Annotated in this window: 41 protein-coding genes; 36 read left to right on the top strand and 5 right to left on the bottom strand. The window is 59.4% G+C overall.

The window, feature by feature from the left end:
* Positions 1–472 precede the first annotated feature (472 nt).
* The 5 genes from IPK17_RS39405 to IPK17_RS39385 all read left to right on the top strand — a co-directional run bounded on the left by IPK17_RS39405 (position 473) and on the right by IPK17_RS39385 (position 2,607).
* Positions 473–661, top strand: coding sequence for a hypothetical protein (locus tag IPK17_RS39405; RefSeq protein WP_343423236.1), 189 nt, complete (start codon positions 473–475; stop codon positions 659–661).
* A 353-nt stretch (positions 662–1,014) separates the two neighbouring features.
* Complete coding sequence (locus IPK17_RS39400; RefSeq protein ID WP_343423235.1) at positions 1,015–1,317, top strand: hypothetical protein; 303 nt, start codon at positions 1,015–1,017, stop codon at positions 1,315–1,317.
* Between the two features lie 88 nt (positions 1,318–1,405).
* Entirely contained in the window at positions 1,406–1,531 is a 126-nt protein-coding gene (locus IPK17_RS39395; protein ID WP_343423234.1) for a hypothetical protein, read from the top strand.
* A gap of 178 nt (positions 1,532–1,709) precedes the next feature.
* On the top strand, positions 1,710–1,922 hold the full coding sequence (locus tag IPK17_RS39390; RefSeq protein WP_343423233.1) for a hypothetical protein: 213 nt from the start codon (positions 1,710–1,712) through the stop codon (positions 1,920–1,922).
* 376 nt (positions 1,923–2,298) lie between these two features.
* Positions 2,299–2,607, top strand: coding sequence for an ester cyclase (locus IPK17_RS39385; protein ID WP_343423239.1), 309 nt, complete (start codon positions 2,299–2,301; stop codon positions 2,605–2,607).
* Positions 2,608–2,715: 108 nt separating this feature from the next.
* Here the strand turns inward: IPK17_RS39385 and IPK17_RS39380 are convergent, their stop codons facing one another.
* The 4 genes from IPK17_RS39380 to IPK17_RS39365 all read right to left on the bottom strand — a co-directional run bounded on the left by IPK17_RS39380 (position 2,716) and on the right by IPK17_RS39365 (position 5,771).
* Complete coding sequence (locus IPK17_RS39380) at positions 2,716–4,092, bottom strand: serine integrase family protein (protein ID WP_343423232.1); 1,377 nt, start codon at positions 4,090–4,092, stop codon at positions 2,716–2,718.
* A 4-nt stretch (positions 4,093–4,096) separates the two neighbouring features.
* Positions 4,097–4,330, bottom strand: coding sequence for a recombinase family protein (locus IPK17_RS39375; protein ID WP_343423231.1), 234 nt, complete (start codon positions 4,328–4,330; stop codon positions 4,097–4,099).
* 476 nt (positions 4,331–4,806) lie between these two features.
* Positions 4,807–5,076 carry a hypothetical protein gene (locus tag IPK17_RS39370; protein ID WP_343423230.1) on the bottom strand — a complete coding sequence of 90 codons (270 nt, stop codon included), beginning with the start codon at positions 5,074–5,076 and terminating at the stop codon, positions 4,807–4,809.
* Positions 5,077–5,309: 233 nt separating this feature from the next.
* A complete protein-coding gene (locus tag IPK17_RS39365; protein WP_343423229.1) occupies positions 5,310–5,771 on the bottom strand; it encodes a helix-turn-helix domain-containing protein in 462 nt (153 codons plus the stop codon).
* On the opposite strand from IPK17_RS39365, the gene IPK17_RS39360 reads away from it, so the two are divergent.
* The 11 genes from IPK17_RS39360 to IPK17_RS39310 all read left to right on the top strand — a co-directional run bounded on the left by IPK17_RS39360 (position 5,756) and on the right by IPK17_RS39310 (position 9,527).
* Complete coding sequence (locus IPK17_RS39360) at positions 5,756–5,974, top strand: hypothetical protein (protein ID WP_343423228.1); 219 nt, start codon at positions 5,756–5,758, stop codon at positions 5,972–5,974. The genes IPK17_RS39365 and IPK17_RS39360 overlap by 16 nt on opposite strands.
* On the top strand, positions 5,971–6,159 hold the full coding sequence (locus IPK17_RS39355; protein WP_343423227.1) for a hypothetical protein: 189 nt from the start codon (positions 5,971–5,973) through the stop codon (positions 6,157–6,159). The genes IPK17_RS39360 and IPK17_RS39355 overlap by 4 nt, the downstream gene beginning before the upstream one ends.
* Positions 6,160–6,163: 4 nt before the next feature.
* Entirely contained in the window at positions 6,164–6,319 is a 156-nt protein-coding gene (locus IPK17_RS39350; protein WP_343423226.1) for a hypothetical protein, read from the top strand.
* Between the two features lies 1 nt (position 6,320).
* A complete protein-coding gene (locus tag IPK17_RS39345; RefSeq protein WP_343423225.1) occupies positions 6,321–6,596 on the top strand; it encodes a hypothetical protein in 276 nt (91 codons plus the stop codon).
* Entirely contained in the window at positions 6,593–6,874 is a 282-nt protein-coding gene (locus IPK17_RS39340; protein ID WP_343423224.1) for a hypothetical protein, read from the top strand. The genes IPK17_RS39345 and IPK17_RS39340 overlap by 4 nt, the downstream gene beginning before the upstream one ends.
* A 42-nt stretch (positions 6,875–6,916) precedes the next feature.
* Entirely contained in the window at positions 6,917–7,129 is a 213-nt protein-coding gene (locus IPK17_RS39335) for a hypothetical protein (protein ID WP_343423223.1), read from the top strand.
* Positions 7,130–7,233: 104 nt separating this feature from the next.
* Entirely contained in the window at positions 7,234–7,599 is a 366-nt protein-coding gene (locus IPK17_RS39330; RefSeq protein WP_343423222.1) for a hypothetical protein, read from the top strand.
* Entirely contained in the window at positions 7,592–7,960 is a 369-nt protein-coding gene (locus IPK17_RS39325; protein WP_343423221.1) for a hypothetical protein, read from the top strand. The genes IPK17_RS39330 and IPK17_RS39325 overlap by 8 nt, the downstream gene beginning before the upstream one ends.
* Positions 7,854–8,732 (top strand): DNA N-6-adenine-methyltransferase, encoded by an 879-nt coding sequence (locus tag IPK17_RS39320; RefSeq protein WP_343423220.1) that lies wholly within the window; start codon positions 7,854–7,856, stop codon positions 8,730–8,732. Before IPK17_RS39325 ends, IPK17_RS39320 begins: the two co-directional genes overlap by 107 nt.
* Before the next feature lie 2 nt (positions 8,733–8,734).
* On the top strand, positions 8,735–9,220 hold the full coding sequence (locus tag IPK17_RS39315) for a hypothetical protein (RefSeq protein WP_343423219.1): 486 nt from the start codon (positions 8,735–8,737) through the stop codon (positions 9,218–9,220).
* Between the two features lie 67 nt (positions 9,221–9,287).
* Positions 9,288–9,527, top strand: a complete 240-nt coding sequence (locus IPK17_RS39310) for a hypothetical protein (RefSeq protein ID WP_343423218.1) — start codon at positions 9,288–9,290, stop codon at positions 9,525–9,527.
* A gap of 57 nt (positions 9,528–9,584) precedes the next feature.
* Here IPK17_RS39310 and IPK17_RS39305 read toward each other — a convergent pair whose 3' ends face one another.
* Positions 9,585–9,770, bottom strand: a complete 186-nt coding sequence (locus tag IPK17_RS39305) for a hypothetical protein (protein ID WP_343423217.1) — start codon at positions 9,768–9,770, stop codon at positions 9,585–9,587.
* Positions 9,771–9,789: 19 nt separating this feature from the next.
* Between IPK17_RS39305 and IPK17_RS39300 the strand changes: the two genes are divergently transcribed.
* The 20 genes from IPK17_RS39300 (at position 9,790) to IPK17_RS39205 (ending at position 22,956) form a co-directional block, all read left to right on the top strand.
* Entirely contained in the window at positions 9,790–10,203 is a 414-nt protein-coding gene (locus tag IPK17_RS39300; protein WP_343423216.1) for a MarR family winged helix-turn-helix transcriptional regulator, read from the top strand.
* Positions 10,204–10,205: 2 nt separating this feature from the next.
* Positions 10,206–11,072 (top strand): DnaD domain-containing protein, encoded by an 867-nt coding sequence (locus IPK17_RS39295; RefSeq protein ID WP_343423215.1) that lies wholly within the window; start codon positions 10,206–10,208, stop codon positions 11,070–11,072.
* Complete coding sequence (locus tag IPK17_RS39290; protein ID WP_343423214.1) at positions 11,062–12,066, top strand: ATP-binding protein; 1,005 nt, start codon at positions 11,062–11,064, stop codon at positions 12,064–12,066. The genes IPK17_RS39295 and IPK17_RS39290 overlap by 11 nt, the downstream gene beginning before the upstream one ends.
* Complete coding sequence (locus IPK17_RS39285) at positions 12,063–12,356, top strand: hypothetical protein (RefSeq protein ID WP_343423213.1); 294 nt, start codon at positions 12,063–12,065, stop codon at positions 12,354–12,356. The genes IPK17_RS39290 and IPK17_RS39285 overlap by 4 nt, the downstream gene beginning before the upstream one ends.
* Positions 12,357–12,361: 5 nt before the next feature.
* The gene (locus IPK17_RS39280; RefSeq protein WP_343423212.1) at positions 12,362–13,201 is read left to right on the top strand and encodes a DNA adenine methylase; all 840 of its coding nucleotides are present in this window, start codon (positions 12,362–12,364) and stop codon (positions 13,199–13,201) included.
* Positions 13,198–13,683 carry a DNA methyltransferase gene (locus IPK17_RS39275; RefSeq protein ID WP_343423211.1) on the top strand — a complete coding sequence of 162 codons (486 nt, stop codon included), beginning with the start codon at positions 13,198–13,200 and terminating at the stop codon, positions 13,681–13,683. Before IPK17_RS39280 ends, IPK17_RS39275 begins: the two co-directional genes overlap by 4 nt.
* A gap of 72 nt (positions 13,684–13,755) precedes the next feature.
* A complete protein-coding gene (locus IPK17_RS39270; RefSeq protein ID WP_343423210.1) occupies positions 13,756–14,025 on the top strand; it encodes a hypothetical protein in 270 nt (89 codons plus the stop codon).
* Positions 14,022–14,387: a hypothetical protein gene (locus IPK17_RS39265; protein WP_343423209.1), complete on the top strand. Its 366-nt coding sequence runs from the start codon at positions 14,022–14,024 to the stop codon at positions 14,385–14,387. The genes IPK17_RS39270 and IPK17_RS39265 overlap by 4 nt, the downstream gene beginning before the upstream one ends.
* A 17-nt stretch (positions 14,388–14,404) precedes the next feature.
* Positions 14,405–14,944 carry a hypothetical protein gene (locus tag IPK17_RS39260; RefSeq protein ID WP_343423208.1) on the top strand — a complete coding sequence of 180 codons (540 nt, stop codon included), beginning with the start codon at positions 14,405–14,407 and terminating at the stop codon, positions 14,942–14,944.
* Positions 14,945–15,022: 78 nt separating this feature from the next.
* On the top strand, positions 15,023–15,154 hold the full coding sequence (locus tag IPK17_RS39255; protein WP_343423207.1) for a hypothetical protein: 132 nt from the start codon (positions 15,023–15,025) through the stop codon (positions 15,152–15,154).
* Complete coding sequence (locus IPK17_RS39250) at positions 15,154–15,993, top strand: hypothetical protein (protein WP_343423206.1); 840 nt, start codon at positions 15,154–15,156, stop codon at positions 15,991–15,993. Before IPK17_RS39255 ends, IPK17_RS39250 begins: the two co-directional genes overlap by 1 nt.
* Positions 15,990–16,517, top strand: a complete 528-nt coding sequence (locus tag IPK17_RS39245; protein ID WP_343423205.1) for a hypothetical protein — start codon at positions 15,990–15,992, stop codon at positions 16,515–16,517. Before IPK17_RS39250 ends, IPK17_RS39245 begins: the two co-directional genes overlap by 4 nt.
* Complete coding sequence (locus IPK17_RS39240; protein WP_343423204.1) at positions 16,517–18,307, top strand: DNA cytosine methyltransferase; 1,791 nt, start codon at positions 16,517–16,519, stop codon at positions 18,305–18,307. Before IPK17_RS39245 ends, IPK17_RS39240 begins: the two co-directional genes overlap by 1 nt.
* 243 nt (positions 18,308–18,550) lie before the next feature.
* The gene (locus IPK17_RS39235) at positions 18,551–18,820 is read left to right on the top strand and encodes a hypothetical protein (protein WP_343423203.1); all 270 of its coding nucleotides are present in this window, start codon (positions 18,551–18,553) and stop codon (positions 18,818–18,820) included.
* A 33-nt stretch (positions 18,821–18,853) separates the two neighbouring features.
* Positions 18,854–19,576, top strand: coding sequence for a hypothetical protein (locus tag IPK17_RS39230; RefSeq protein ID WP_343423202.1), 723 nt, complete (start codon positions 18,854–18,856; stop codon positions 19,574–19,576).
* A gap of 39 nt (positions 19,577–19,615) precedes the next feature.
* Positions 19,616–19,846 carry a hypothetical protein gene (locus IPK17_RS39225; RefSeq protein WP_343423201.1) on the top strand — a complete coding sequence of 77 codons (231 nt, stop codon included), beginning with the start codon at positions 19,616–19,618 and terminating at the stop codon, positions 19,844–19,846.
* Between the two features lie 6 nt (positions 19,847–19,852).
* The gene (locus IPK17_RS39220) at positions 19,853–20,563 is read left to right on the top strand and encodes a DUF5131 family protein (RefSeq protein WP_343423200.1); all 711 of its coding nucleotides are present in this window, start codon (positions 19,853–19,855) and stop codon (positions 20,561–20,563) included.
* A 228-nt stretch (positions 20,564–20,791) separates the two neighbouring features.
* The gene (locus IPK17_RS39215) at positions 20,792–21,112 is read left to right on the top strand and encodes a hypothetical protein (protein ID WP_343423199.1); all 321 of its coding nucleotides are present in this window, start codon (positions 20,792–20,794) and stop codon (positions 21,110–21,112) included.
* 3 nt (positions 21,113–21,115) lie between these two features.
* Positions 21,116–21,493 (top strand): hypothetical protein, encoded by a 378-nt coding sequence (locus tag IPK17_RS39210; protein WP_343423198.1) that lies wholly within the window; start codon positions 21,116–21,118, stop codon positions 21,491–21,493.
* 134 nt (positions 21,494–21,627) lie between these two features.
* On the top strand, positions 21,628–22,956 hold the full coding sequence (locus IPK17_RS39205) for a DNA modification methylase (RefSeq protein ID WP_343423197.1): 1,329 nt from the start codon (positions 21,628–21,630) through the stop codon (positions 22,954–22,956).
* The last annotated feature ends 88 nt before the right edge of the window (positions 22,957–23,044 follow it).

Here is a 23,044-nt window from a genome sequence, read left to right as displayed (position 1 = left end):
AACGACTGCTGAACGGCAGTCAGGTGTTGTCCGGGTGAAGGGTCGGCATGGTCTGCCACTCTAGTCCCCACTCGGCCGTGGTCAGGCGTTTGAAACCGTGGCGCATTACCAGTTCGTCAATCCACAGGGTGAAATCCGCACTGGATGCAATACACCAGTCGGCGCGTCAATTCGTCCTGCCGGGGACGCTGATCCGCGTGTTGTATGCCGACGACGACGCCTACGCGTTCTCTAGTAGTCACTGGCGCCATGTCCTTCGCTGGAGCCGATCTCGCCGGGCGGCACATACCTCCCCCCAACCGATGATAGATTAAACGTTTAAGTTGAAGGTCGCCGCCGAAATACGCTGCCAGTTGTGTGGATGAACGCCGCGCGCTTCCGGCGTACTTAAGGACATCAACAATCTTACATATCACCGTCTGCTGGACGGAGGACATTCAATTGTGAAGGCGTTGTTCTGCTGCTGCTCGCTGTGCTGCTCTCGACCACGTTGGTCGAATCCGTGAATCGCAAAGGCCCGTTTGACATCACCGAGAAGAAGGGGTCGTTCGATATCACGGGGCAAGACCTGGCCGACCTTGGTCACGCCGAATGTCGCAGGGGGGGCAAAGACCTTGAAATCCCGGTGACCACAGGCAAGAAGGGCTCATTCGATCACTGAGAAAGTTGCGCTGCTCGACCGGAAGGGGCAGTTTGATCCTTACAGGGAAAGATCCGGAAGTTCCGGTTCCTTCAACCAAACGGGCCGTTTAGCCACGCGCGAGACGCCCGAAACTTCTTCGGGCGTTTTTGATCCTTAGGCCCGCGGTTGGTACGCGCGGACTGCCGCCACCCGCACTTACGAAAGGTGGTATAGAGAAGTAAGTCACACTCCAGGCACCAATTTTACTCCAACCGATTATTGACCGCGACATCCCCGAGCGGTTTACGTTCTTCAAAGTGTAGTTTGTAAGCAGGAGATTGCGTAAATGACTAGAACTCATCATCGACTCGGCATGGCTTTAGGGCTCTGGTTTGCGCGTCCGTGGGCATGGCGCTGGTCGTCCCCTGAGCGCGCAGGAGACACCGCCGACAGTCGACCCGAACGCCGTCGTCGCGATTACCGGCGAGGTCGTCATTGTCAACGGTGTGGTGCAGGTCAACGGTCTCTCGTTTGTCGGCGGTCGCTGCCGCTGGGCTTGCAGGCCGGTGACTTCGTCGTCGGACGGCAATCAGCTCGCGGACGGGCTCACCATCGTCATCATCTTCGACGTGGTCATTCCGGTGACGCCAGAGCCCGAACCCACTGTCGAAGCGGACGCCGGAACTCACGCCTGAGCTTCACCTGGAAGCTACACCCGAAGCGACGGTCGAATCCGAACCCGAAGCTACTCGGAAGCGGGTCGTATCGAACGAATATCACCCGGTGGCGCAGAGCACTGCGGACGCTTTCGAGCCGCTCCAAGCTGAAATCGCCGCGAATTCGCACTGCGGTGGTTATGGCTTGGCGAAATCACCCGCGTATACCTTTGCTGGCAAGCCGCGGGCTTGACGGGTCGAAGAACCGCTGATCGCCGTGAAGCGGGCGAAGGTTGTGTGATTGTCGCGATACTGCGTCCACCCAGAGTGATCCGCACTTGGTCAACCCGTCGCCGCGGTGATGACGCCGAAAGCACCCCGATCCTGAAGCGACGGTTGAACCCTGGCGCTCACCCCAGAACCCCGCGGCAATGGTAACGGGTAACGGCGGCGGGAATGGCAATGGAACGCTGGCGGTAACGGAAATGGTCAAGACAATGGCAACGGCGGCGGCAACGGAAATGGTCAGGGTAATGGCAACGCTGGCGGCAACGGTACAGGCAATGGTCGCGGCAACGGCGGCGGTTTTGTCAATGGCCGGGGCAACGGTCGCGGCGGCTGACCCAACTCCCATACCCAACTGAATAGCGGTAAGCGAGGCGCATACCTGCGCGCCTTGAGGTCTCTTTATCCGGAAAATCTGAGCGAGCGCCACTGGTAGTTTCTTATATATGACATTTAATTCTCGTGGCTAAACAAACTGCACTTCACATGCAGAACTTCCCGGTCTACGCTGACAATAGGCTGGGATCCATTGCCCCTTTGCGGCGTAGTCAGCAGTTGCCCCCATCTCAATTTCTCCTAAGACGTGCCGTGTTCTTTTAGTGTCGTCCTGCGTACATTTGACCGCCTTCCTGTACATTTGCCAGTGAAAGGAATGAACCATGTCCGCCGAGAGTCGAATAAGGCATTGATCGGCGATTATCTGAAAGCGCTGCGTAAGGATAAGCACCCGCTACGCTGGATAAGTACATCGCCGAGGAGGAGCTGAAGCAGCATATCGCCATGTATGAGGTGTCGCTGCCCGGCTACTGGATTGAGGCCGAGGATCTCGTCGCTGAAGGCGACAAAGTCGTCGTGCGCGGAATGATTCACGGCGTGCACACTGGCCCGTTGCTGAATATTCTGCCGACGGGCAAGGAAGTCTCGTTTGCCATCTTCATCACCTACCGCATTGCAAATCACAAAATCGTCGAGCACTGGATGCTGGTCGATATGTTGACACTCATGCAGCAGATCGGCGCGCTGCCTGCGCCATCCCACGCGTAAGGCGGAGGGCAAGCGCCTGATCTTTGCTCTGTGAGCTTTGCCGCCTCTGTGGTTAAATTGGCGGCATGAGACTGTCGATTGTCATTGAGCCGTCGCCGGAACATACTTTTAGCTAAGCCGACGACTGTGTGGCGGCGGCGGCTGATCAACAATTTCGACAATTTCGCCATCGCGTACGGCCAAGCGCTTATTCCCCATCAGGCGATGCAGCATTTGATTGATGTATCGCTCATCCTGTTGCCAGAATACATCAACGGACAGGCGGACAATTTCCTCATAGGCTAGCTGCCGATCACGGCGCTGACGAGCTGATGATCCCTGCGCACGTTCTAGCTGTGCCAGTGTCGCGCGTTTACGTTTTAGCCCATCACCTTCGGCACGCAGTTCATCTTCGTATAAGTCCTGTAGGCTATCATCAGCGCTCGCTTGTTTCTGAATCAGCCGCCGGATTCTCGTCTCGGCGTCTGCGATCTCTTTAGTGAGCAGCGCTATATTGTCGATCGGCTGTGCGCTGACTGAAGGCCCGAGGAAGGCTTCCGGATCGCTCGCCGCAATCATTTCGCGCAGTCGTTTATCGATATACCGCTTAGCCTCATCAAACTTGAGTGCAATGCGTTGAGAACAGTCTGGGCGCGTATGGGATTGATGCCAGTGAGTCACACACTTTAAGTAGCCAGGGCGTTTGCCGATTTTCCGCCATGACCCGTAGGTAGACATATAGTAGTTGCACTCATTACACACGAAAACCGCAGTAAAAGCATGGGTATGTTCGCTGTCTGCACCGCCGATGATCGCGAGACTCCGCCGCCGTACTTCGGCCTTGACGGCGTCGGCGAGCGGCCCTGTGAGTACCGGCTCGGTCACGTTGTAATAGATCGTCACCCCATCAGGGACGCTGTGCCCCGGTTCCATGATCCAGTCTCCATACTGCGCCCATGACCCGGCGCGAGTACGTGACCGGTGACCAATGGCGATATGTCCCCAGAACACCGGGTTGCGAATATGGCTGTAGATATAGCCTGGTTGAAATGGCTCACCGGGACGATTCGCATGTCCGAAGCGTTCGAACAGGTCGCGCTCGATGCGCTTCCAGTTGACACCATCGAGAATGAGCGCAGCGGCGTCGTTCCACAAACGCCGTCGCGACTCATCCACGATCATCTTCAGCGCTTTACCATTGGCGGGATCGCGAACGATGACGTGCGTAGACGGCACGGCACTGTGCGCGATGATGCCTTTTTTGGCGCGCTCATGGACGACCTCTTTACGGCGCTTGACGAGGGTATCGACTTCGGATCCCGCCTTGTAGCCGTTCATGGCAATCCACATTCTGTAATTGCTCTCGTCGACCAAGCCGTCGGAGAGTGACCACAGCACTGCGCCGCCACGAATCGTCATTTCGGTCACATAGGCATGAAGGGCTTGCGTACGAGCGAAGCGGTTGCCATCACGGACGATGAGTACGTCGAAGTCTTTGCGCGCCAATGCTTCAGCAGTTTGTCGAAGGCATCGATCCCGTCGCCGAGCATGTCGGCGGCGCATTCGTGGATATCGACCGCCGAACGACTATGCCTGGCACGCGCAGCACATCAACGACGCGCCAACCGCTGCGCTCGGCGAGAGTACGGGCATCGTCTTCTTGAATGGGGAGGCTAAACTTGTCATCCTCGTCGGCCTGCGCTTTGGTTGAGACCGCGGCCCAGATCAGCGCACGCTTGGTCATATTCATTTCGTCCCTAAGGCAGTGGCAATAATCCCGGCGAGAGCCACCAAAATCCAGAAGAGAATTGCTATCGACTTAGCTGTATCGTTTTGCTGAGAACGATTAGGGGATTTACTAAGGACTCAAGAATGACAGCTCCTGTGCGGCTTGGAGTGGTCGACTTCATCCAGTTTGGCAAGCCATTCACGAGCTTTCGAATGATCAGTGCGCTTGAGGATTGCGCGGGCATCTGCATATTGTTTTTGCTGAATAAGCGCCCGTGCCTGAATGAGGTTACCGCGGATTTGAGCCGCAAGTTCCTCTTGCCGCTGAGCCAGCGTCTCGTTCGTAATGACTTCCCACTGAAATTCGGCCCTGTCCCCATCATCGATATATTGACCGTAGAGGATGCTGCCGAAACTGGGGGCATCGGGGGATCGGTGCTCCTGTCGTCTGAGCCGCTTCGAGGCTCGCTATATCAATTTCGAGCTGCGAGATCAGCTTCTCAATGTGAGGTAAGGCAGCAGGTAAAGCGTTTCGTTGAGCGCCTCATCTTTTTTGCGAGCGTCCCAACGTGCTTTGATCGCGTCTTTCTCGAACTTAATCTGTCGCTTGATGTGTCGTAGTTTTTGACGAGCGACTTTAATTGCGGCTTGTCTGCCTTTCGCCGGAAGTTCTTCAACAAACAAAGCGGGAATGTGAGCAGCGTGAAGTTCGTCGAGGAGTTTTTGGGCAGCTTCAGGCGTGGTAGTGAATCGGTTGTCCATATCGATTCCGTTCGCGCTCGGTATGTACTAGAACATTCGGTATTAATTTGGTTCGAAACTAAGAATTCAGGTATTTTCCGCTTGCACTACGAACTATTGTTCTCATATACTGGGGACTCATAACAGGAGTTAAAATTTTGTTAGCTCACGAATTTATCAAACGCATCGAGCAGCTACCGGCGCAAAAACGGCGGGCCGTCGCCGTGTTTGTGAACATCGCTTCCGAGAACCCGTCATTCACCTGACCACTGACGGATGATCGCGGACAGCCTGCTGGACATCATCCGGGAGTTTGTCGAAGCGTTCGCCGAGTGATACGGGCGGCGGGACTTGTTGGTTGGCTCGAATTGTTCGGGAAACGCCAAAGCGGTAATAGTTTCTAGGCCGATGTGCAGCACCCGTGAAAGCTTGAGGAGCTGCTCTACATCTGGCTTGCTGGGTTTCTGCTCGTCCAACATGCGACTGATCGTTGAAGAGGAGACCCCCATCTGCGTGGCGAGATCGCGCTGACTCCACCCGCGTTTTTTCAATTCATCGTTGATAAACGTCTGAAAAGTGTATTGTGTACGCATCACTTGCTGCTTCCCCCGAATGCTTCGATTATAACGAGTTACTTGCATCTCAAAACGTTTTACGTTAAAATGATGCGTGTACGGAATATTATTGCGTGTGAGGAGCAATGGCAGCGACGACAACTACGATCTCCGTCGAAGGCGACAGAGCCTTCGTGAGTAAGCTGAAGAAGCTCGCCGTGCTGCGTGAGCAGACCGTGGGTGAAAATGTTCGCGCGGCGCTCGATCAGGTATATGGCGCTGAACTGGAACATTTGGCGACCGTCTCTTTTTTTGCCGCAGGTGATGCGTCTACGCATCAAGATAACTTGGACGCAGCAACGTGAACGACAAAGCGTTTGTTTCGCGCTGTACGGGGCGCATTCCAGTGCCATCAGACCCCAACGAGCCGTGGACGCCGGAACTTCTCGAAAAGCTGTTCCCGCGGGCAAAGCGGTCGGCGTGGGGCGAAGTCGTCGCCCTTACTGCGCAGGCTATCACAGAAGAAGCCGATGCGGCGAAAGCGGGGTGAAGTGATGGCGAAATTGACACGAATTTGGGTGTTGGTGCTGATCTCCAACGCGCTGACATGGTGGCTCACGCGACAGGCCTACCGACAAGAGATGGCGCGACGGGAACGGATCACGGCGCGACGGGCGCGGACACTGGTGCGCGAACTCAAGGACGGGTGACGTGACAAGACAGCCGTACCGCCTGAACTACATCGTTGACGTGCTGCGCGAAGCGGCGCAGGACGCGGACAAGGAATTGGAAGAGGCACTGGTACTGCTGCAAAACGGGTATGCGCAACCGACTGAGGAGTTGTTTGTGAAACTGCTGATCTCCGTCGTGAGGGCCTACAAAGCCAACGCCGAAATTCTCGGCATTGTGAACTTGCTCGAAGACAACCAACTGGAAGCCGCGCAGCGCGAAGCTGAGCGCATCGAACGCAAAAGGAAAAAGTCATGAGCGACACTCACCTAACCGACTATCTCGATTTCTTGCGCGCTTTCGTCAGCGCGCAGACCCCCACCAAACGCGGCGAACTGTGCCGCACGCATCTGGCATATCTCCTGCCCAGTGACCCCATTCGGCGCGCGAAAGTTTACTGGAACGCGCTGAATCTCGGAAAGGGTGACGTTGCCCGGATCGGGATCGTGGAGACCGTTGCGGATCGTCCTGGCGCGCGACTGCTCTTGACCGAGGTAAGAAGGTCATTCGCACGCAGCGGTTCGACAACGAAGTAGAAGCCCGGCATGCGGCGTATTTGTTCGACTGGGCGGGCACAAATGGCTGAGGCTGTTCTGTGCCGCTGCTGCGGTCAACCCACCCAAACGGCAGAGCAAAAGATCCTCGACACGGCGGTGACGCTGGTGACCTGCACCAATCGTGAGGGTAAATGTGACCTGTGCGGTTACACGCTGTCCCTCAACACGTACTACACGCGCGACCTCAGTATGTACCGCTGGCGTGAGGAAAGCTGGCGACAGGAGACCCCTTAGATGACAGAACTAACCACGGTAGCCCTGAGCGCCATCGAACTCAGCGAACTCGCTTCGTGCGAGTCGGTGATCGAGCACGGGCTGAAGATTTTCATGCAGTCGGCGTGGCACTGCTCACAATACGCGAGAAGCGGTTGTATCGCGCCGAATTCAAGACGTTTGAGGAGTACTGCCAAGCGCGCTGGGGCTTGCAGAACGAGCGGGCCCGGCTGCTGATGCGCGGCGCGGAAGCCGTCGACAACATCGCCGCGACTCCAACAATTGTTGGAGTTTTGCCCGCGAATGAGGCGCAAGTCCGCCCGCTAATCGCCCTCACACCCGATCAGCAGCGCGCAGCGTGGCAGACAGTCGTCGAGACTGCGCCGAACGGAAAGATCACTGGAGCGCTCGTCGAGCAAGTCGCGCAGCAGTTCAAAGCCGATCAACAGCGCCGCCCGGCGGGCGTGCGATCCGCGAGCGAAGGTGGTTGAGCCGGACTTGGACGAGAACGGGCTACCGCTCGTCGACCACATTAACGCGGTGACCAACGAACGCCTCGCCGAGCAGGTCAACCTTGACGAGGATGAGGGCATCATCGGCGTCGGCGATACCGTGCAGTACCTCGGGCAGACTTACACAGTCCGGGCGAGCGGATCGAAAGTGTGGCTGGATGTGCCGTCGCGCCACCCGCTGCGCAGCGAGGGTCTCGACCCGGATGACATCATCCTGATTGAGCGCGCGGCGCATGCGTCGACGAAAGCCCCGCAGCTTCCAGCGAGTGTACCAGCACCATCTGGAAACAGCGCCGAGAACAGCGGAAATTCCGGCGGTCGATGGACTACCGATCAATGAAAGCCATCCGGTCGGCTTCGAAGGCTTGTATGCGACGCCGGAAGCGACCGGCTATGGCAAGGCCACGTGTGCGAAATGTGGCGAGACTCACAACGGCTGGACGCCGATCCGCGCCGGGCAATGGAAATGCCGCTGCGGGGAAACAACGAACGACGATCAGATGCAGATCGTCGGCAAGGCGGAGTACGACCTTGAGCAGCGGTTGAAGCGGAACGGCAAAAGTAACGGACATAAGCCCACACCGACAACCGATCCGCCGGCGGACGAAGATTGGACGAACGATGAGTGGTACACGCCTGCCGACATCATTCAGCGTGTTCGGGCCTTCATGGGCGAGATCGACGTTGACCCAGCGAGCTGCGACTATGCCCAGCGCACGGTGCAGGCCAAAACCTACTACACCAGACAGACGGACGGCCTGATCCGCGAATGGCACGGGCGCGTCTGGCTCAATCCCCCTTATTCCTACCCACTCGTCGAACGCTTCACGGTCGAGCTGCTGCGCCAGTACCGGCAAGGCATTGTCAAAGAGGCCATCGTGCTGGTGAATAACCGGACGGACGCGGCGTGGTTTCAGTCGCTGCTGGTCACGGCTGAGGCGACCCAGTTTGTGAGCGGACGAATCAACTTTGAGCGCAAAGGCTTACAGACCTCGGCGAACCGTCAGGGGCAGGTGTTCTTCTACGTCGGCAGCCGGGCAGTTGAATACTCGATGGCGTTTGGCGACATGGGCGCGGTCATGCGCTGCATGTGGGGGCAAAAGAAGGCTTAGCCATGCCGAACACGTACCGTTTTCAGACGCAGCTCCAGCAGGGCGAACAAGGCGAAGCGACACTCGACGCCTATTTCGCCCAACGCTACAAAATCACGGCGGCGACGATGGCCGAGCAGCGCCGCGGGATCGACCGCTGGTTTTTCAACCCGACGACCGGCAACCGCTTCAGCTTGGACTACAAGACGGACACGCGGGCGACGCAAACCGGCAACGTGTTCGTCGAGACGAAGCATTCAGATCGTCCCGGTTGGGCGTACACCTCTGAGGCGGACTGGCTGTTCTACTACCTGCCCGACGCATGGATGGTCTACGTTGTCGGTCTCCCCTTCCTGCGCGCCAAACGCCTGTCCGGCTGGGCAGCGCAGTACCCCACGCGCAGCGCGGTCAACAACAGCTACACCACCTACGGCTTGATCGTGCCGCTCGCGGATTTTGCGCGGTGCGCCAGCATGACCTTCGATTTGAGAGAGGAGCTTACGTCATGAATATCCCCGGTTACTTTCCGAAACAGCTCGTCCCGCCGAACCGCGCCACATCGTGAGCACGCGGCGGTTGGTAAAGACGCCGCCTGGCAGCGAGCGCATCACGCTGGAGCCGACACTGATCGGCGCGTACTGGGCTTATCCGGTGGCGCGCGATCACGCGGCGCTGGTGTGCGACGACTTCCGCACGAAGGGCTTCACGATCACGGAAATTCAGTGCGAAGGCCCGGTGAAATGGGAGGCGAACAAGCTGGACAGTGTCGGCAACTGGATCACCTACGAAATCTACATCACGACGATCAGTTTTTAGATCGTGCCACTCCAACGTCGGCGTGTTCTGCGGCATTTGCCGCTTGTGGCTGAAGAGTTAGGCCGCGATCCGGAAGCCCGGAGAGAGGAAGAGGAACGAGAAGAAGACCGAGACAATCACGAGGCCGACGAAGCGGCGCAGCCCGTCGTAGTGTCGGATCAGCAGCAGAAATAAATCGAGCGCATTCATCATGCGCTCAGGGGGCGGATCGCCGTCGGAAGCAGCGCCCTCTGAGCCAATCATAGCACGAAAGGACTGTCCTATGAAAAGCATTTTCCTCGACGCCAGCCGGTTACAGCGGTTCGTCGAAGTCGCCTACGCCGATGCACTGGCGAAGTTCAAGCTTGCGCCGTTGGAGGCGCACGCGCTCGCCGTACTGGAGGCCGAAGGGCCAATGATGGCGTCCCAACTGGCACAGCGCGTGGGGCGCGCCGCAACGAGCTTCACGCCGCTGCTCGACCATTTGCAGGATCTCGATTACTTGGAGCGGCAGCCGCACCAGACCGACCGGCGCGCGGTGTTGATCGGCCTGACGGACGCGGGACGCGCGCTGTTCCCGGCGCTGACCGAGGCTCTCGATGGCGTCCACAACACGGTGTGCGTTGACCTCGCGGATGAACGCCACCCGGCACACCGGTTGCTTCACGACTATTCGCTTGAGGGGCAACCGTACTAATTATGGCCGCGAAGATCATCCCCAATTCCTTCCAGTCGCCCAACGATTATGTTGACGTGGCGATGGAGCTGCTCACGGGCGAAGAGTACAAGTGTCTCTCGTTCGCCGCGCGGCATATCTTGGGGTGGCAAGACAAGATCAATTCGCGCGAGGGCGTGATCAGCCTCTCGATGTTCGAACACGGCTATACAGACGGCGGAGGCGAGCACTACGGCGGCACGGGTATCACCCGCGCCGCCGTCCAGACCGCGCTCCGATCGCTGGTGACCTTCAAGCTGCTGATCGAACTCGGCGAACCGACGCCAGAAGGCCAACGGTGGCAGTTGGGCAGCGCGCCGGATTGGGATGGGCTGATGCAGCGCGACGCCGAGAAGAAAGTCGCGGCGCGCGACCGCACAGCGAAGGCGACGGCGGCGCGGTTGGCAAAACGCGAAGCTGGTACGTCGGACGTACCAGTACGTGCCACGAACCAGAGCCAGTACGTGGCACGTACCGAGGGTGGTTCGTCGGACGTACTGAATCAAAACCAATCAAATCCATTTCAAAAGCAAGAGATCGCGCGCGCGCGAATCTTTGAACTCTACGAGCAAGCCTTCGGCCTGATCACGCCGTCCGATGTGGACGACCTCAAAGATGCTCAGCAGGAATTTTCGGCGGAGTGGATTGAGGACGCCTTCAAGCTGACCAAAAACAAGGGCGGTCGCTCGTGGAAGTACACGCGCAAGATTCTCGACGGCTGGCAGAAGCAAGGGCGCGGCGCGCCGCCGAACAAACCGGCACCTGAGCCGCCGCCCCCGGTCGATACGACTTTGCACAACAAGATCGCGGCAGCATTAGCCGCGAAGAAAGGAACGACTGATGGCGCTTAATCCGAACCCGCCGCGCAGCGTTTCCCTTGCTGCACGGCAGCAGGCCGAGCGGATCGGCGCAACATGGAGTCCGGTCGTCGGGCGCTACATCACGGAGGCCGAGCGCGAATACTGGCGCGGAATCCGTGAAGGCCGCGCCGCCGTGACGGCGATCAGCGATGAACCGGAGACCTGCCCGGTCTGCGGCGGTCTAGGTATGGTGCGCAGCGACTTGCCGCGCGAGCATGCGGATTACGGTCGGCTGTTTCCATGCTTTGACCCAAACTGCAGCGCGCGCCAGTCGCAGGAACGTGACCGCTACGCCCGACTCAACAAAGCGGCGGCGATCCCCGAGGAATACGCAGACCTGACCTTTTCGAAGTGGCAGGCACTGATCGCCACCGACGTGGAAGCGATGGCGGGTAAGTGGGATGGCTACATGGCGGCGCGCGCGTTCGCGGCGGCTGCCGGGCGGCGGCATATGTTCACAATGGGCGCTGCTGCCGCTGCGCTGAGCACTGAACTCAACATCGACATTGAGCCCGCGGGTGATCCGGCCTTTGCCGCGAACGGGTTGGTGTTGACCGGCGCGAATGGAGTCGGCAAAACGTCGCTGGCCGTGAGCATCGTGCAGCAGCTCGTCGGCGAGGGGCGCGCGGTCGTGTATGTGCGGATGAACGACCTGTTCCGCGATCTGAAGAAGACCTTCCGGAGCAACGCCGACGAGCAAGAAGAAGACGTGATGGAGCGCTACCAGCGTGCGCCGGTGCTGATCATCGACGAGTTGACGCCCGATCGGGCGCAGCCGACCGAATGGCAACTGGAAACAGTGCATCAACTGATCAATGGGCGGCACGTCGCCAAGCTGCCGACGGTCATCACGACGAATACACCCTACGCCACTTTTAAGGATTTGTGGGGGCCGACCGTTGAAAGCCGCGTGAAAACCTATCACTGGGTGACGATGGCCGGGAAAGTGCTGCGCGCCCGCGCCAAAGAGGTGGTGAGTCGATGAGCAGCCATATCGCAACTTCCACGCGGTCGAACCAAGATGCTGCCGACAAAGCCGCCATTGCCAACTACGAAAAGGTATGCGCGGTGCTGCGCGCCGATATTGAAGCGGCACAAGCCGCGCTCGACCAAACCGAAGACGACGAATCCGAAGTGACGGCAGCCTACAAGCTGGACGAGGCGATGGTGGCACTGGCAAAGCACGTCGCGCGCTACAAGCGAGCGGTGCATCGGCAGGCGATGCGCCAGCAGCAAGCCCAGAAGGCGAAGCGGTGGGTGGGGAGCAGACGATGAATCCTATGCGCGCACCCATCAAATACTTCGGCGGCAAGGGCAACATGCTCCATAAGCTACTCGCTTTCTTCCCCGACCCGTCGTCGTATGACCTGTTCATCGACGCCTATGGGGGCAGCGGTGTGGTGCTGCTCAACAAGCCGCGGACGCAGGTTGAAATCTACAACGATCTCGACCTGAATGTTTACAGCCTGATGGCGACGCTCGCCGACCCGGTGCTGTTTGCGGCTTTCCGGCAGCGCGCAGAACTGGCACTGTACGACGAGGCGACGAGCAATGTCTATCGGGGAGCAATCCGCAATCCGGGGCAGCCGATCCACGAACGTGCCTTCATGTTCTGGTACCTGACGCGGACACGCCAAGGAATGGGCAGTGGGGGCTTCAGCATCAATACGGTCGTTCGACGACGGATGTCCAAGAGCACGAGCGATTTTCTGAGCAGTGTGGAAGGGCTGCCGGAACTGCACGCCCGGCTGAGCAGTGTGCTCGTCACGCAGCGCGACGCGCTGGAGCTGATCGCCGCCTACGACATGCCACGTACGCTCGTCTATGCTGATCCGCCGTATGTCCAGAGCACGCGGGGGAAAACACGCTACGCGGTGGATGCCGACGACGCGCATCATCGCCAGTTGGTCGAGGTGCTGAACGGTCTTCAGCATGCGCGCGTCGTACTCTCCGGCTACGACAACCCGATTTACGCCGCCCTGCGCGGGTTTGCCCAGCAGGCATTCCAAGTCAAGACGGTGACGCCGACCGGCGCGCCAAAATCGAAGACGGAATGTGTATGGGTGAACTTTGCAGCCGGGACCCAGCCGATGTTCGCGGAAGCTGAGGTGCGGGCATGAACAATATCACCGCACCGGAGGTTTGGAAATTTCGAACCGATGTGGCACTGCGCAAGCGGTACTTCACACCAGAAGCCTTCCGTCACCCGGCCAAAGCGCATCTCTTGCTCGTCCAGAAACTGGTGCAGCGGTATACGCTGCCCGGCGAGACCATTCTCGATCCGATGGCGGGAACGGGAACGCTCCTGCTCGCCGCGACGCTCCAGCGCAATGTGATCCTGCGCGACCTCGAACCGGCCTATGTGGCGCTGATCGAGGCCAGTGTGCCGATCATCCGGGGCGCCGGAGGGCTGCTGTGTGGCGCAATCGACGTGGGAGTCGCCGATGCGCGCACGATCACCTGCCCAACGTTCGACCACATCATCTTCCTCGCCGCCTTACGGATTCGAGACGGGCAAAGGTATCACCCCGGAGCGACCTCGCAGAATTTCAGACGCGCGGCTGGTCAAACAAGCTGGGCGGCTACACCGCTAAGACGATGACGGGCGGCTTCCCAGTATGAAGGCGGCAGCGGCAACATCGGGAATAAAACCGGGCGCAGCTACTGGAAGGACATGCGCCATGTCTACGCGCGTCTCGCCGAGCTGCTGACAGGGTCCGGCCTGATGATCCTCATTCTCAAAAACCACTATCGACGAGGGAAGCTGATCGACGTCGTGGCGCAAACCGTCGTCGAGTGCGAGGCGCTCGGCTTGACGCTCGCCGAGCGGCATCTGCGGCATGTTGGCAACCCGTCGCACTGGCAGCGGCGGCGGCTTGAACAAGGTCTGCCGATTGTGGGGCACGAGGACATCCTCATCTTCCGGAAGGCGGGTGCAGCATGACCGACCGACTGATCTGCGCATGGCTGTCGCGGCACGCGGCCACCATCCATCAACGGCACAGCTTGTGGCAGTACGACATCGTGCAAATCAACCCGCCGAACCGGTTTCGCAGCGCCGATCACGCTTGGTCACGGGCGTGCCGGGACTGCCACCGCAAGCCGGATCTCTTCGTGGTCGTGTTGCCCGATCAATTCTTGCTGCATTTCCTGGAGTTGGTCGCCGTGTTCGCGCCTCACGTGCCCGTGCTGCAGGCGCGGATGCTGCCGCCCGCCTATCAACACTGGTCAGGAGAATGGCGCGCGTTCCAGATGGTGAACGGCAACCTGACCTGGTACTCGTGGAAGCCAGAACCGCTCAGTTGACCAGAGAGGAAAAGCAAGTGAGCATTCAAAACAAAATCAGCAAACACCCGCACTACGACGATCCGACGGCGTTTGGCAAGCATTTTCCACGCATCGAAAAGACGGAAGGCGGGACGGCGGCCAGCGTGCTGCTCGGCGCGCCGGAACAGCGCTACAAGATGGGCGCGATCCGGGCCGTCGTCGCGCCGCCGACGCCGGAACGACCTTTCTACTTTATGTCCATCCACGGACGGGATCGCTACCCCACGTGGGATGAGGTGGTGTGGCTCCGCTACAACCTGATCCCCGATGCGGCGGTCATGGCGCTGCTTTTGCCGAACCTCAATGGCTACATCAACAAAGAGGACGACGACCGCAAATACGTGTTCACGATGGAACAAGTCCGCTGGTCGATTGACCCGCCTGTGCTGTGCGAGCGGTGCGGCGACATGATGATGAGCGACGGGATCGCGCTCACGACCGCTGTGTTTCGGTGCGAAGCCTGCGCCGAAAAGCGCACGATTGACGTGGCGAATTGGAATGAGGAACACGGCAACGGCTTCTTAGCGCGACGGTAATCAAGAACCTCCCGGTCGGCTGCCCCACAGCCGACCGGGAGGCGGGTACACCACTAGTCTAGCACAAAGGGTACATCGATGAGCGATTTGCAAATCTACAATCAGCACGCTGAACGCCACGAGCGGGCGTGGGCGGCCTTCACCAAGATTTACATCCTGAACATCCAAAACCGACTGCGCCGAAATGGTATCAAGGGCTGCCGTATTTGATGCTGCCGTTCAGCTTGGTTGTGCTGGCCGGGATCGCGCTGTCAGCACTGCGCACCGCGCCGGTGTTCCAACAGGTCGCGCTGTCGACGGTGGGCATCGAGCTGGCGACTGCCGAGGCGCTGCTCGCGGTCGTCGTGATTGAAGTGTTCCTGGTACTGGGGCGCTACGCCTTCATCCTGCTCAGTGCGCAGGATGGCGAGAGCAACATCGGCGAAGTGAAACAGTGGATGCGCGCGGGCTTCTGGATTGCGTTTGGCATCGCGGTCGGCGCGAATCTGTACGCGAGCATCGCGCACCTGCCCATTGTCGCGCCGATCAAGCCAATCATCGACCTGATCGCCGCGCTGGCGGTCGGCATCAGCGCGCCGCTGTTGGCGTTTATCAGCGCCGATATCCTCGGCATTCTGTGGGCCCGGTCAGAGCGTCGGCGCGCCGACCTGTGGACAGCCTACAAGGCCGCCCAAGAAGACTGGTTCGAGGCGCGCGAGCGGTCCTGGACGACGCGCAAAAAAGATTACGGGCTGCGCATTTCGGTGGAAGCGCCGCCTTCCAGTTCGGTTCCGGCGCTTTCCAATGGAAATTCCATCGGAATTCCAGCGGAAAACCGCAGCCTTGAACCGTCCAGCAGCCTTCCAGCGGAATCCACGCTTGGACACCGCAAGAACCGCAACGCCCGGTCGCTGGCCGAAGAATGGTTTGATGCCTACACCGGGGATGTGAACGCCATTGATGCCGAGGCGATTTACAAGGGCTTGGGTATCGGAAAGTCGACGTTTTACGATGTGTGGAAGATTCGGAAAGCGCAGGCTGCGCAGAGCAATGGGATAGGTGAAGCATGAGCAGTGCATTTGATTTCACGCCGGATGCCGTACCGCAGATGAATGCGGACGAAGTACCGTACATCGAGGATGTGCGCACGGACAAAGCGTCAGGTTATCGAACTGATAAATCGCCCGAACAACTACAGCGCGAAGTGACTGCGCTGATCGCGCAGCTCGGCGGCGCAGCCGTCCGGTTCGTGCCGGGCGCGTTTGGCATCAAGCCGAAGCGGTACGGCTACATCGTCGAGTTCGTCATTATCAACGCCAACCGGTCGGCGATCCCCTGCCGCATTCCGATTGCCGGTCTGCCAATGCGCGCCGAGACGCCCGCGCGTAAGCAGCAGGTGCTCGCGCAGGTGTTGTATGTGTTCCGCGAGAATCTGCAAGGCGAGCTCAATGCGTTGCGCTACCGCCCCGGCTATGCGCCGTTTGCCGCGCACATGGTGCTGCCGGAAACCAATCTGACCATGATGGAAACGCTGGCCGAGCGCGCCGGGCTGCTCAGCGGCGCGCCGCTCTTGCCGACGGGAGGCGACCGATAGTGAGTAGCGATATCACTCTTTCAGATTTTTTCTGTGGTGCGGGCGGATCATCGACAGGCGCGAAAAAGGCACTCAGCGGACGCGGGCGCGTCCAACTCGCTGCTAACCACTGGCAACGTGCCATTGATACTCACCAATTGAATCACCCGGATGTCGACCATGATATTGCCGATCTACAGGTGACTCATCCGTCACGCTACCCGAAGACGACGATCTGTTGGATGTCGCCCGAATGTACCAATCACTCCATTGCCAAAGGCCGCCAGCGGAAGAACATCACGCAGCTTGACCTGTGGGGTGAGCACAAGGTCGATCCGGAGGAAGAACGCAGCCGCGCGACCATGCGGGAAGTGGTCGAGTTCGCCGAGTACCACCGCTACGAGATCGTGATCGTGGAGAACGTAGTGGATATCCGCTACTGGGCACACTACGACACATGGCTGACCGCCATGCACAACCTCGGCTACGAGCATAAGGCGCTCTACCTCAACGCGCAGTTCTTTGATGTGCCCCAGTCGCGGGATCGCATCTACATCGTCTTCTGGAAGAAGGGGAACCGCGCGCCGGATCTCGACTTCCGTCCGCCTGCGCTTTGTCCCGAACACGGGCAGATCAACGCCGTGCAGGTGTGGAAGAAGCCGGACTCAGTTTGGGGCCGCTATGGCAAAACGCGTCAGTATATCTACCGTTGCCCTAAGTGCGGCGCGGACGTCAAGCCGTTCTATCGGCCTGCGGCCAGTGTGATCGATTGGTCTATCCCAAGCCAACGCATCGGGGACCGTGACAAACCGCTGAAGCCGAAGACGATGGAGCGTATCAAGGCAGGGCTGCGGAAATTTGCGCGCCCCGTCCTAATCGACGTGGCCTATGGCGGTCAGCCTGGTTACGTGTATCCGGTCGACGACACGCTGCCGACGCAGACCGCGCGGCAGACATTAGGTTTATCAACTCCGCCCTTCATGCTGAACTACGTGAACAATGACGCGCCGCCCCGTGCCGTGGGTGAGCCACTGCAAACAATCGGCACGCGGAATATACCGCCGCTCGTGCTGCCGCCGTTCCTCGTAAATTACTACACCCGGGAGGATGCGCAGACGCCCATCGATCAGCCGATGGGTACTCTCACAACCGAGAAGCGGCACGCGCTTGTTATCCCGCCCTTCATCACCAGTTTGAACCATAGCGATCAGCGAAACACATCGACAGAAAATCCGATGCCTACGGTCATGACACAAGCCTATCCTGCGATAGTGCTGCCGCCATTCATCGCTGTGATGAAAAACTCGTGGTCGCCGGACGGCAGTTACATCATCCCATCGCGGTCGATGGACGACCCACTGACCACGCTCGTCGCGTCGGCAAGTCAACATGCACTGATCACGCCGTTCATCGCTGAGATGCACGGGACATCGACTGCGCGGAGCGTGAACGAACCAATGATGGGCATTATGAGCGGAGGAATGCATCATGCCTTGATCCAACCGTTCATCACCACCTACAACAATTATTCCGTCTATGCGGATGTGAACAGCGTCATGCCGACGATCCCAACGCTGGATCGTCACGCGCTCGTGGAATGCGACGCGACAGCGTTCGACCCTGACGAGATGATTGACGCCTGCGGTTTCCGCATGTTGAGCCCCGAAGAGCTCAAGCTCGGCATGTCCTTTCCAGCGGAATACGTGATCACTGGGAACAAACGCGAGCAGGTACGGCAGGTCGGCAACGCGGTCGCGTGCAATGTTGCTGAGTGGATTATCAAGCGGTGTGCTGAGAGTTTAGGAGCTTAGTATGTCGAAGACGATCTGTGTGTACCCCGGTTGCGATCAGCTGCGCAAGGTGAACCGGAACGGCAAGCCGCTGACGATGTGCGAAGCACATTTCCGCGAGTATGGTCGTCGCAAGTATTCGGGCAACTGGGAGGGGTGGCTCGGTAAACGGGTCGGCAAGCGCAAAGCGAATGCGACGCGCACGCCGAAACGCACGAAGCGCGCACCGGCTGCGCCTGCGCCGAGCGCTGCGTCAACCCCCCCATGCGCATCATCGCACTGCGCTGCGCGACGTGCGGCATCAAGTATCCGTACACCGACGAACACTTCGACGTCGCCGCGCAGACGCAGACCTGTCGGCACTGCGCGGCTGCGCCCATCGTTACCATTGTCGATCCGGTCAACAGCACGGCCCGGCGCGCCCGGTTGCTCGTTTCCGATGAACCGGTATCGTGCGGCGATGGTGCAGAAGCCTATGCCGCGTTCGCCCGCGCCGAAAAAGCCGCTGGGCATCACGTCGTCATTGAATGGTGAGATTCCGCAATTTGCGGAATTTGGGAGCGGATCATGCACGAAGCGATTGAAGCGATTGCCAAGCTGCTGGAGAAGACACCCCAGCAGCTTGGGGAGGACATCTGGAACCTCGCCAGTGTCATCGAGGCGCAGGGCAACAAAGGCTACAGCCTCTTCGAGCTGGAGAAGTTCGCCGAGCGGGAAGACCTGAAGGTCGAGACGTACATGCTGCGCGACGCGCTGCACCAGGACGGCTACGCGGGCATTCTCTTCGAAGCGCGGGGCGGCGGATCGCGCGGTCGCCGGCGGAAGTGGGAGGCCGAGGGCTGGATGGTGCGGAAGAACCCGCACTGGATTACGGCGTGGTTAGGACTGTATGGCGAAACCAATCCGGAACGCCGCGCTTTTTATGAGCAGGCCGAAGCGGCGCGGCGCGCCGCCGAAGAAGCCGAACGCCAGCGCAAGCTGCTCCGCCCGGTCGAGCAGTCGCCGGGCGCACCGTTCGCCGAGCTCTCGACGGTGCAGGTGGGGCATCGCTACGCGGTCGCGTGCGTGCTGTATGCACAGTCGAAACGCCGATGGCATGACAGGCGCTGGCAGGTGCCGGAACCTCCGGAGGACGAGCCGGCGAAACGACAGAGTCACGAGGTCGACCGGCTCGATTCGATGGATGCGTATATGGCAAATGTCTGGGGTGACCAGCAGACGCTGATGAGAGCCGAACTGGCGTATCGGGCGAACGTGCTCGACGACGAGCAAGCGCGGGAGATTCTGTGAAGGGCGTCAACTATTTCTATGCGCCTCGGTTTCTTCCAGATGTCAGATAGCGATCTGGTGCCTGAATTCACCAATGATTATCTCGGTCGGCCATTTGATGCGGTGCAGCCGCCGATCAGCCGTCTGCGCGACGCGGAGATTATGCGGCACTTCCTCGCACTGCTCGACCCGGACAGCGCGATCAGCGACAAGTTCGAAACCGACGACGTGCAGGCCATTCTCGGCATTCTGCGCGCCCAGCTCAAGCGGCTGAAGACGAAACAGGAGTAAGCGAACATGGGCAAGACGACGATTGCTTGGTGCACGCACTCGCTCAACTTTATCAAATGGTTCTGTACTCGGATTAGTCCCGGCTGCAAGAACTGCTACATGCTGGCACTCGCCGAGCGCTATCCGCAGAACGCCGCCGATCACCCGGTGTGGCGGCCAAATGCGCTCAAAGAGCTGAAGAAGCTGCCGAGCGGCGCGGAAGTGTTTGTCGGTGACATGTACGACACGTTTCACGAGCGGATGCCGCTGCGCTTCATTCACTGGCATTTCAACCTCGTGGCGCAGCGTCCGGACGTAACCTTCCTCTTCCTGACGAAGCGGATCGAACGGGCGCTCGCGCTTGCGCCTTATCTCCAGTTCGCGCCGAATGTGTGGCTCGGCACGTCGGTCGAGAATGACGACTTCGCGTGGCGCATCGACTACCTGCGGCGTATGCCAGTCGCCGGGCGCTTCATTTCGTTCGAGCCGCTGCTCGGCTATGTCGGCGACATCGACCTGCGCGGCATCCAGCAGGCGATCACGGGCGGTGAGAGCGGGCCGAAGCGTCGTCCGTTCTATCCGTCATTTGCGACTCAGGTGCGCGACCTGTGCACGCGGGATGGGGTGGCGTTCTTCCACAAACAAGGCAGTTCACAGTATCCGGGGCAGGATCGACTGCTCGACGGGCAGATTCACGATGCGCTGGCATGGCGCACGGCGCAACATGTTTCGCGGTGATTACGTGTATGTTGGGGATCGGTTAACCGATCCCCAACTGATCGGCTTGCCCGTGGATGCGGTGCGCCGCGTAGACGATAGATGCACGCGCGAAAGCAACGGCTCCATGCTCGTTGAAGATACGCGTGGATGTCGATATGTCGTATCGGGGCGTTTGCTGAGGAAACGGCAGCGGTAGGACGAACAAGACTCCAACAATTGTTGGAGTCTTAGAGAGGAAGTGAGGCGATGAACAACCTGACCGGGGGAAATCTTCGTGTGGTACTGCCGACGCTGGCGCTGCTGGCGCGAACGCTCGCCCGGCAACATCTGAATCACGAGCGGCGGCGCGAACGGATGGAGACGCTTAACCGCATAATCGAGACGCAGACACGACATGCTGCTGATCCAGACTATCTCCAGTGGCTGTACGCGCTGCACCTGATTCTATGGTCGAGTGTATATGAAGAAGACTTGACCCACACGGCAGTGAAAAGCGTGCTGCGCCACTTCGCCGAAGTCTGCGACGCTGCGTATGCGGATCTGACCAAACCGAAGGAAGGAGTCTAGGACGTGGTTGGGGTAGTCGCCGGACGGATAGAGCGGCTGTACTGGCTGATCCGACAGCTATGCTACGACGACATGCTGATTTTCCAAAACGAGCACAGCATGGAGTATCTGTATCTGGAGCGCGGGCTGCCGCAGTATCGCATCTTCCACGCCGACACGCTGATCGACGTGGTACATATTCGTCACCCGTCGCGCCTGCGCATCATCCAGCCCGAACTGGCGCGGTATATCGCCCGGTTGGGGTGTGATCCGCAGTTCGGTGTTGTCCTCGAAGGTGGCGCGCTCACGCCGCTGGACGCGAAGGTTCGGGATTTGCCCGTGCTGAAATTCAGCGACGAGCAAATGCCCAAACGGAAGCGTGCTAGGATGCGATTGGGTTAGTCCCCCGCCTTGGGAGTGCCGAGTTGGCGCTCGACACCCCCGTGCAGCACGAAACGTCACCGCGTTCCGCGCCGCAGTAGTGACTCTACTGCATTCCTGTACGTTTGGAAAACGCGAAGCGAGGTGACGTTTCCATGTCTACTATCGATTTTACCAAGTATCGCCCCCTATCCTCCCTGCAAGAATGGCGTGACAACTACAACTCCAACGATGTTGCCCGGATCGCGCGCAGCATACGGCGCTTTGGGTTCAACAATGCCTTGCGCGTCTGGCGTGACGATATCGTCATGGCGGGCAACCACACGTTGAAAGCGCTGCGCCTCATCCGTTCGGAGGGACCCAAAGAAGAGCTCGACCACCAGTTCCCACCGCATAACATCCTCATTGAGGGTGAGGAATGGTACGTGCTAATCGTCGATGTTGCGCATCTGGACGAGGTTGAAGCCCGCGCGTTTGCCATTGCCGATAATCAACTGGCTCGAATGTCCGTCGTCGATGAGCGCTTGCTCACTCTGTACCTCAAGGAAATCAACGAACGCGATGCGGGGATGTTCGGCGCGACCGGATTTGAGAAGCGGGCGCTCAACCGGATGGTTGCGCAGTTTCTGGAAGCCGCGCAAGCGAATGATCCCGGGGCGCAGGTTGATCGCGGCGAGGAGCTGCGCCAGCAGTGGGGCGTCGAGCCGGGACAGCTCTGGGCGATTGAGAGCAAATCGGCGCAAGGTGAGCATCGTCTGCTGTGCGGCGACAGCACCAGTATCGACGCAGTGCAGCGCCTGATGGATGGGAAGCGAGCCAGCCTCTTTGCGACCGATCCACCGTATCTCGTCGACTATGACGGCACGAACCACCCGCACAAGTGGAATGAGCCGGACAAGAACAAGGATTGGAGCGAGACGTATCATGATTGGGATGCGCCAGAGGGCGGCGAAGTTCTGTATGACGGCTTCGTGCGCGCAGCGAAGGCCGCCGCCATCACCGAAGACGCCGCATGGTACTGCTGGCACGCCAGCCGGAATCAGGCGATGTTGGAGGAAATCTGGAAGAAGCATGGCGCGTTCGTTCATCAGCAGATCGTCTGGGTGAAAGATCGCCCGGTGCTGACACGGAGTTGGTACATGTGGCAGCATGAGCCGTGCTTCTTCGGCTGGGTGCAAGGCAAGAAGCCGAAGCGGGCAATGGACAATCACCCGACGAACGTGTGGAACGTGCCGACCATCGCGCCCGGCACGGCGACCGATCATCCGACCTCGAAGCCCGTCGAATTGTTCAAGATTCCGATGGAGCAACACACCGAGCAGGGAGACATCTGCTACGAGCCATTCAGCGGATCCGGCAGCCAGCACGTCGCCGGTGAGCAAACGGGACGACTGGTGTACGGGATGGAACTGCAACCCGTGTACGTAGCGGTCATCCTTGAGCGCCTGAAAGGTCTCGGTTTAGCCCCAGTGCTGCGCGGCTAGGCGGGGGTGTAGTTGACAGTGTAGGGATCGGCCTTACGATCCGCACAGATGAACGCATTTTGAGGCGGCGTTGACCTCATGGACGCCG

The sequence above is a fragment of the Candidatus Flexifilum breve genome (assembly GCF_016713355.1).
The sequence above is the reverse complement of the archived record's forward strand: the minus strand, read 5'-3'. Positions and strand labels throughout refer to the sequence as shown.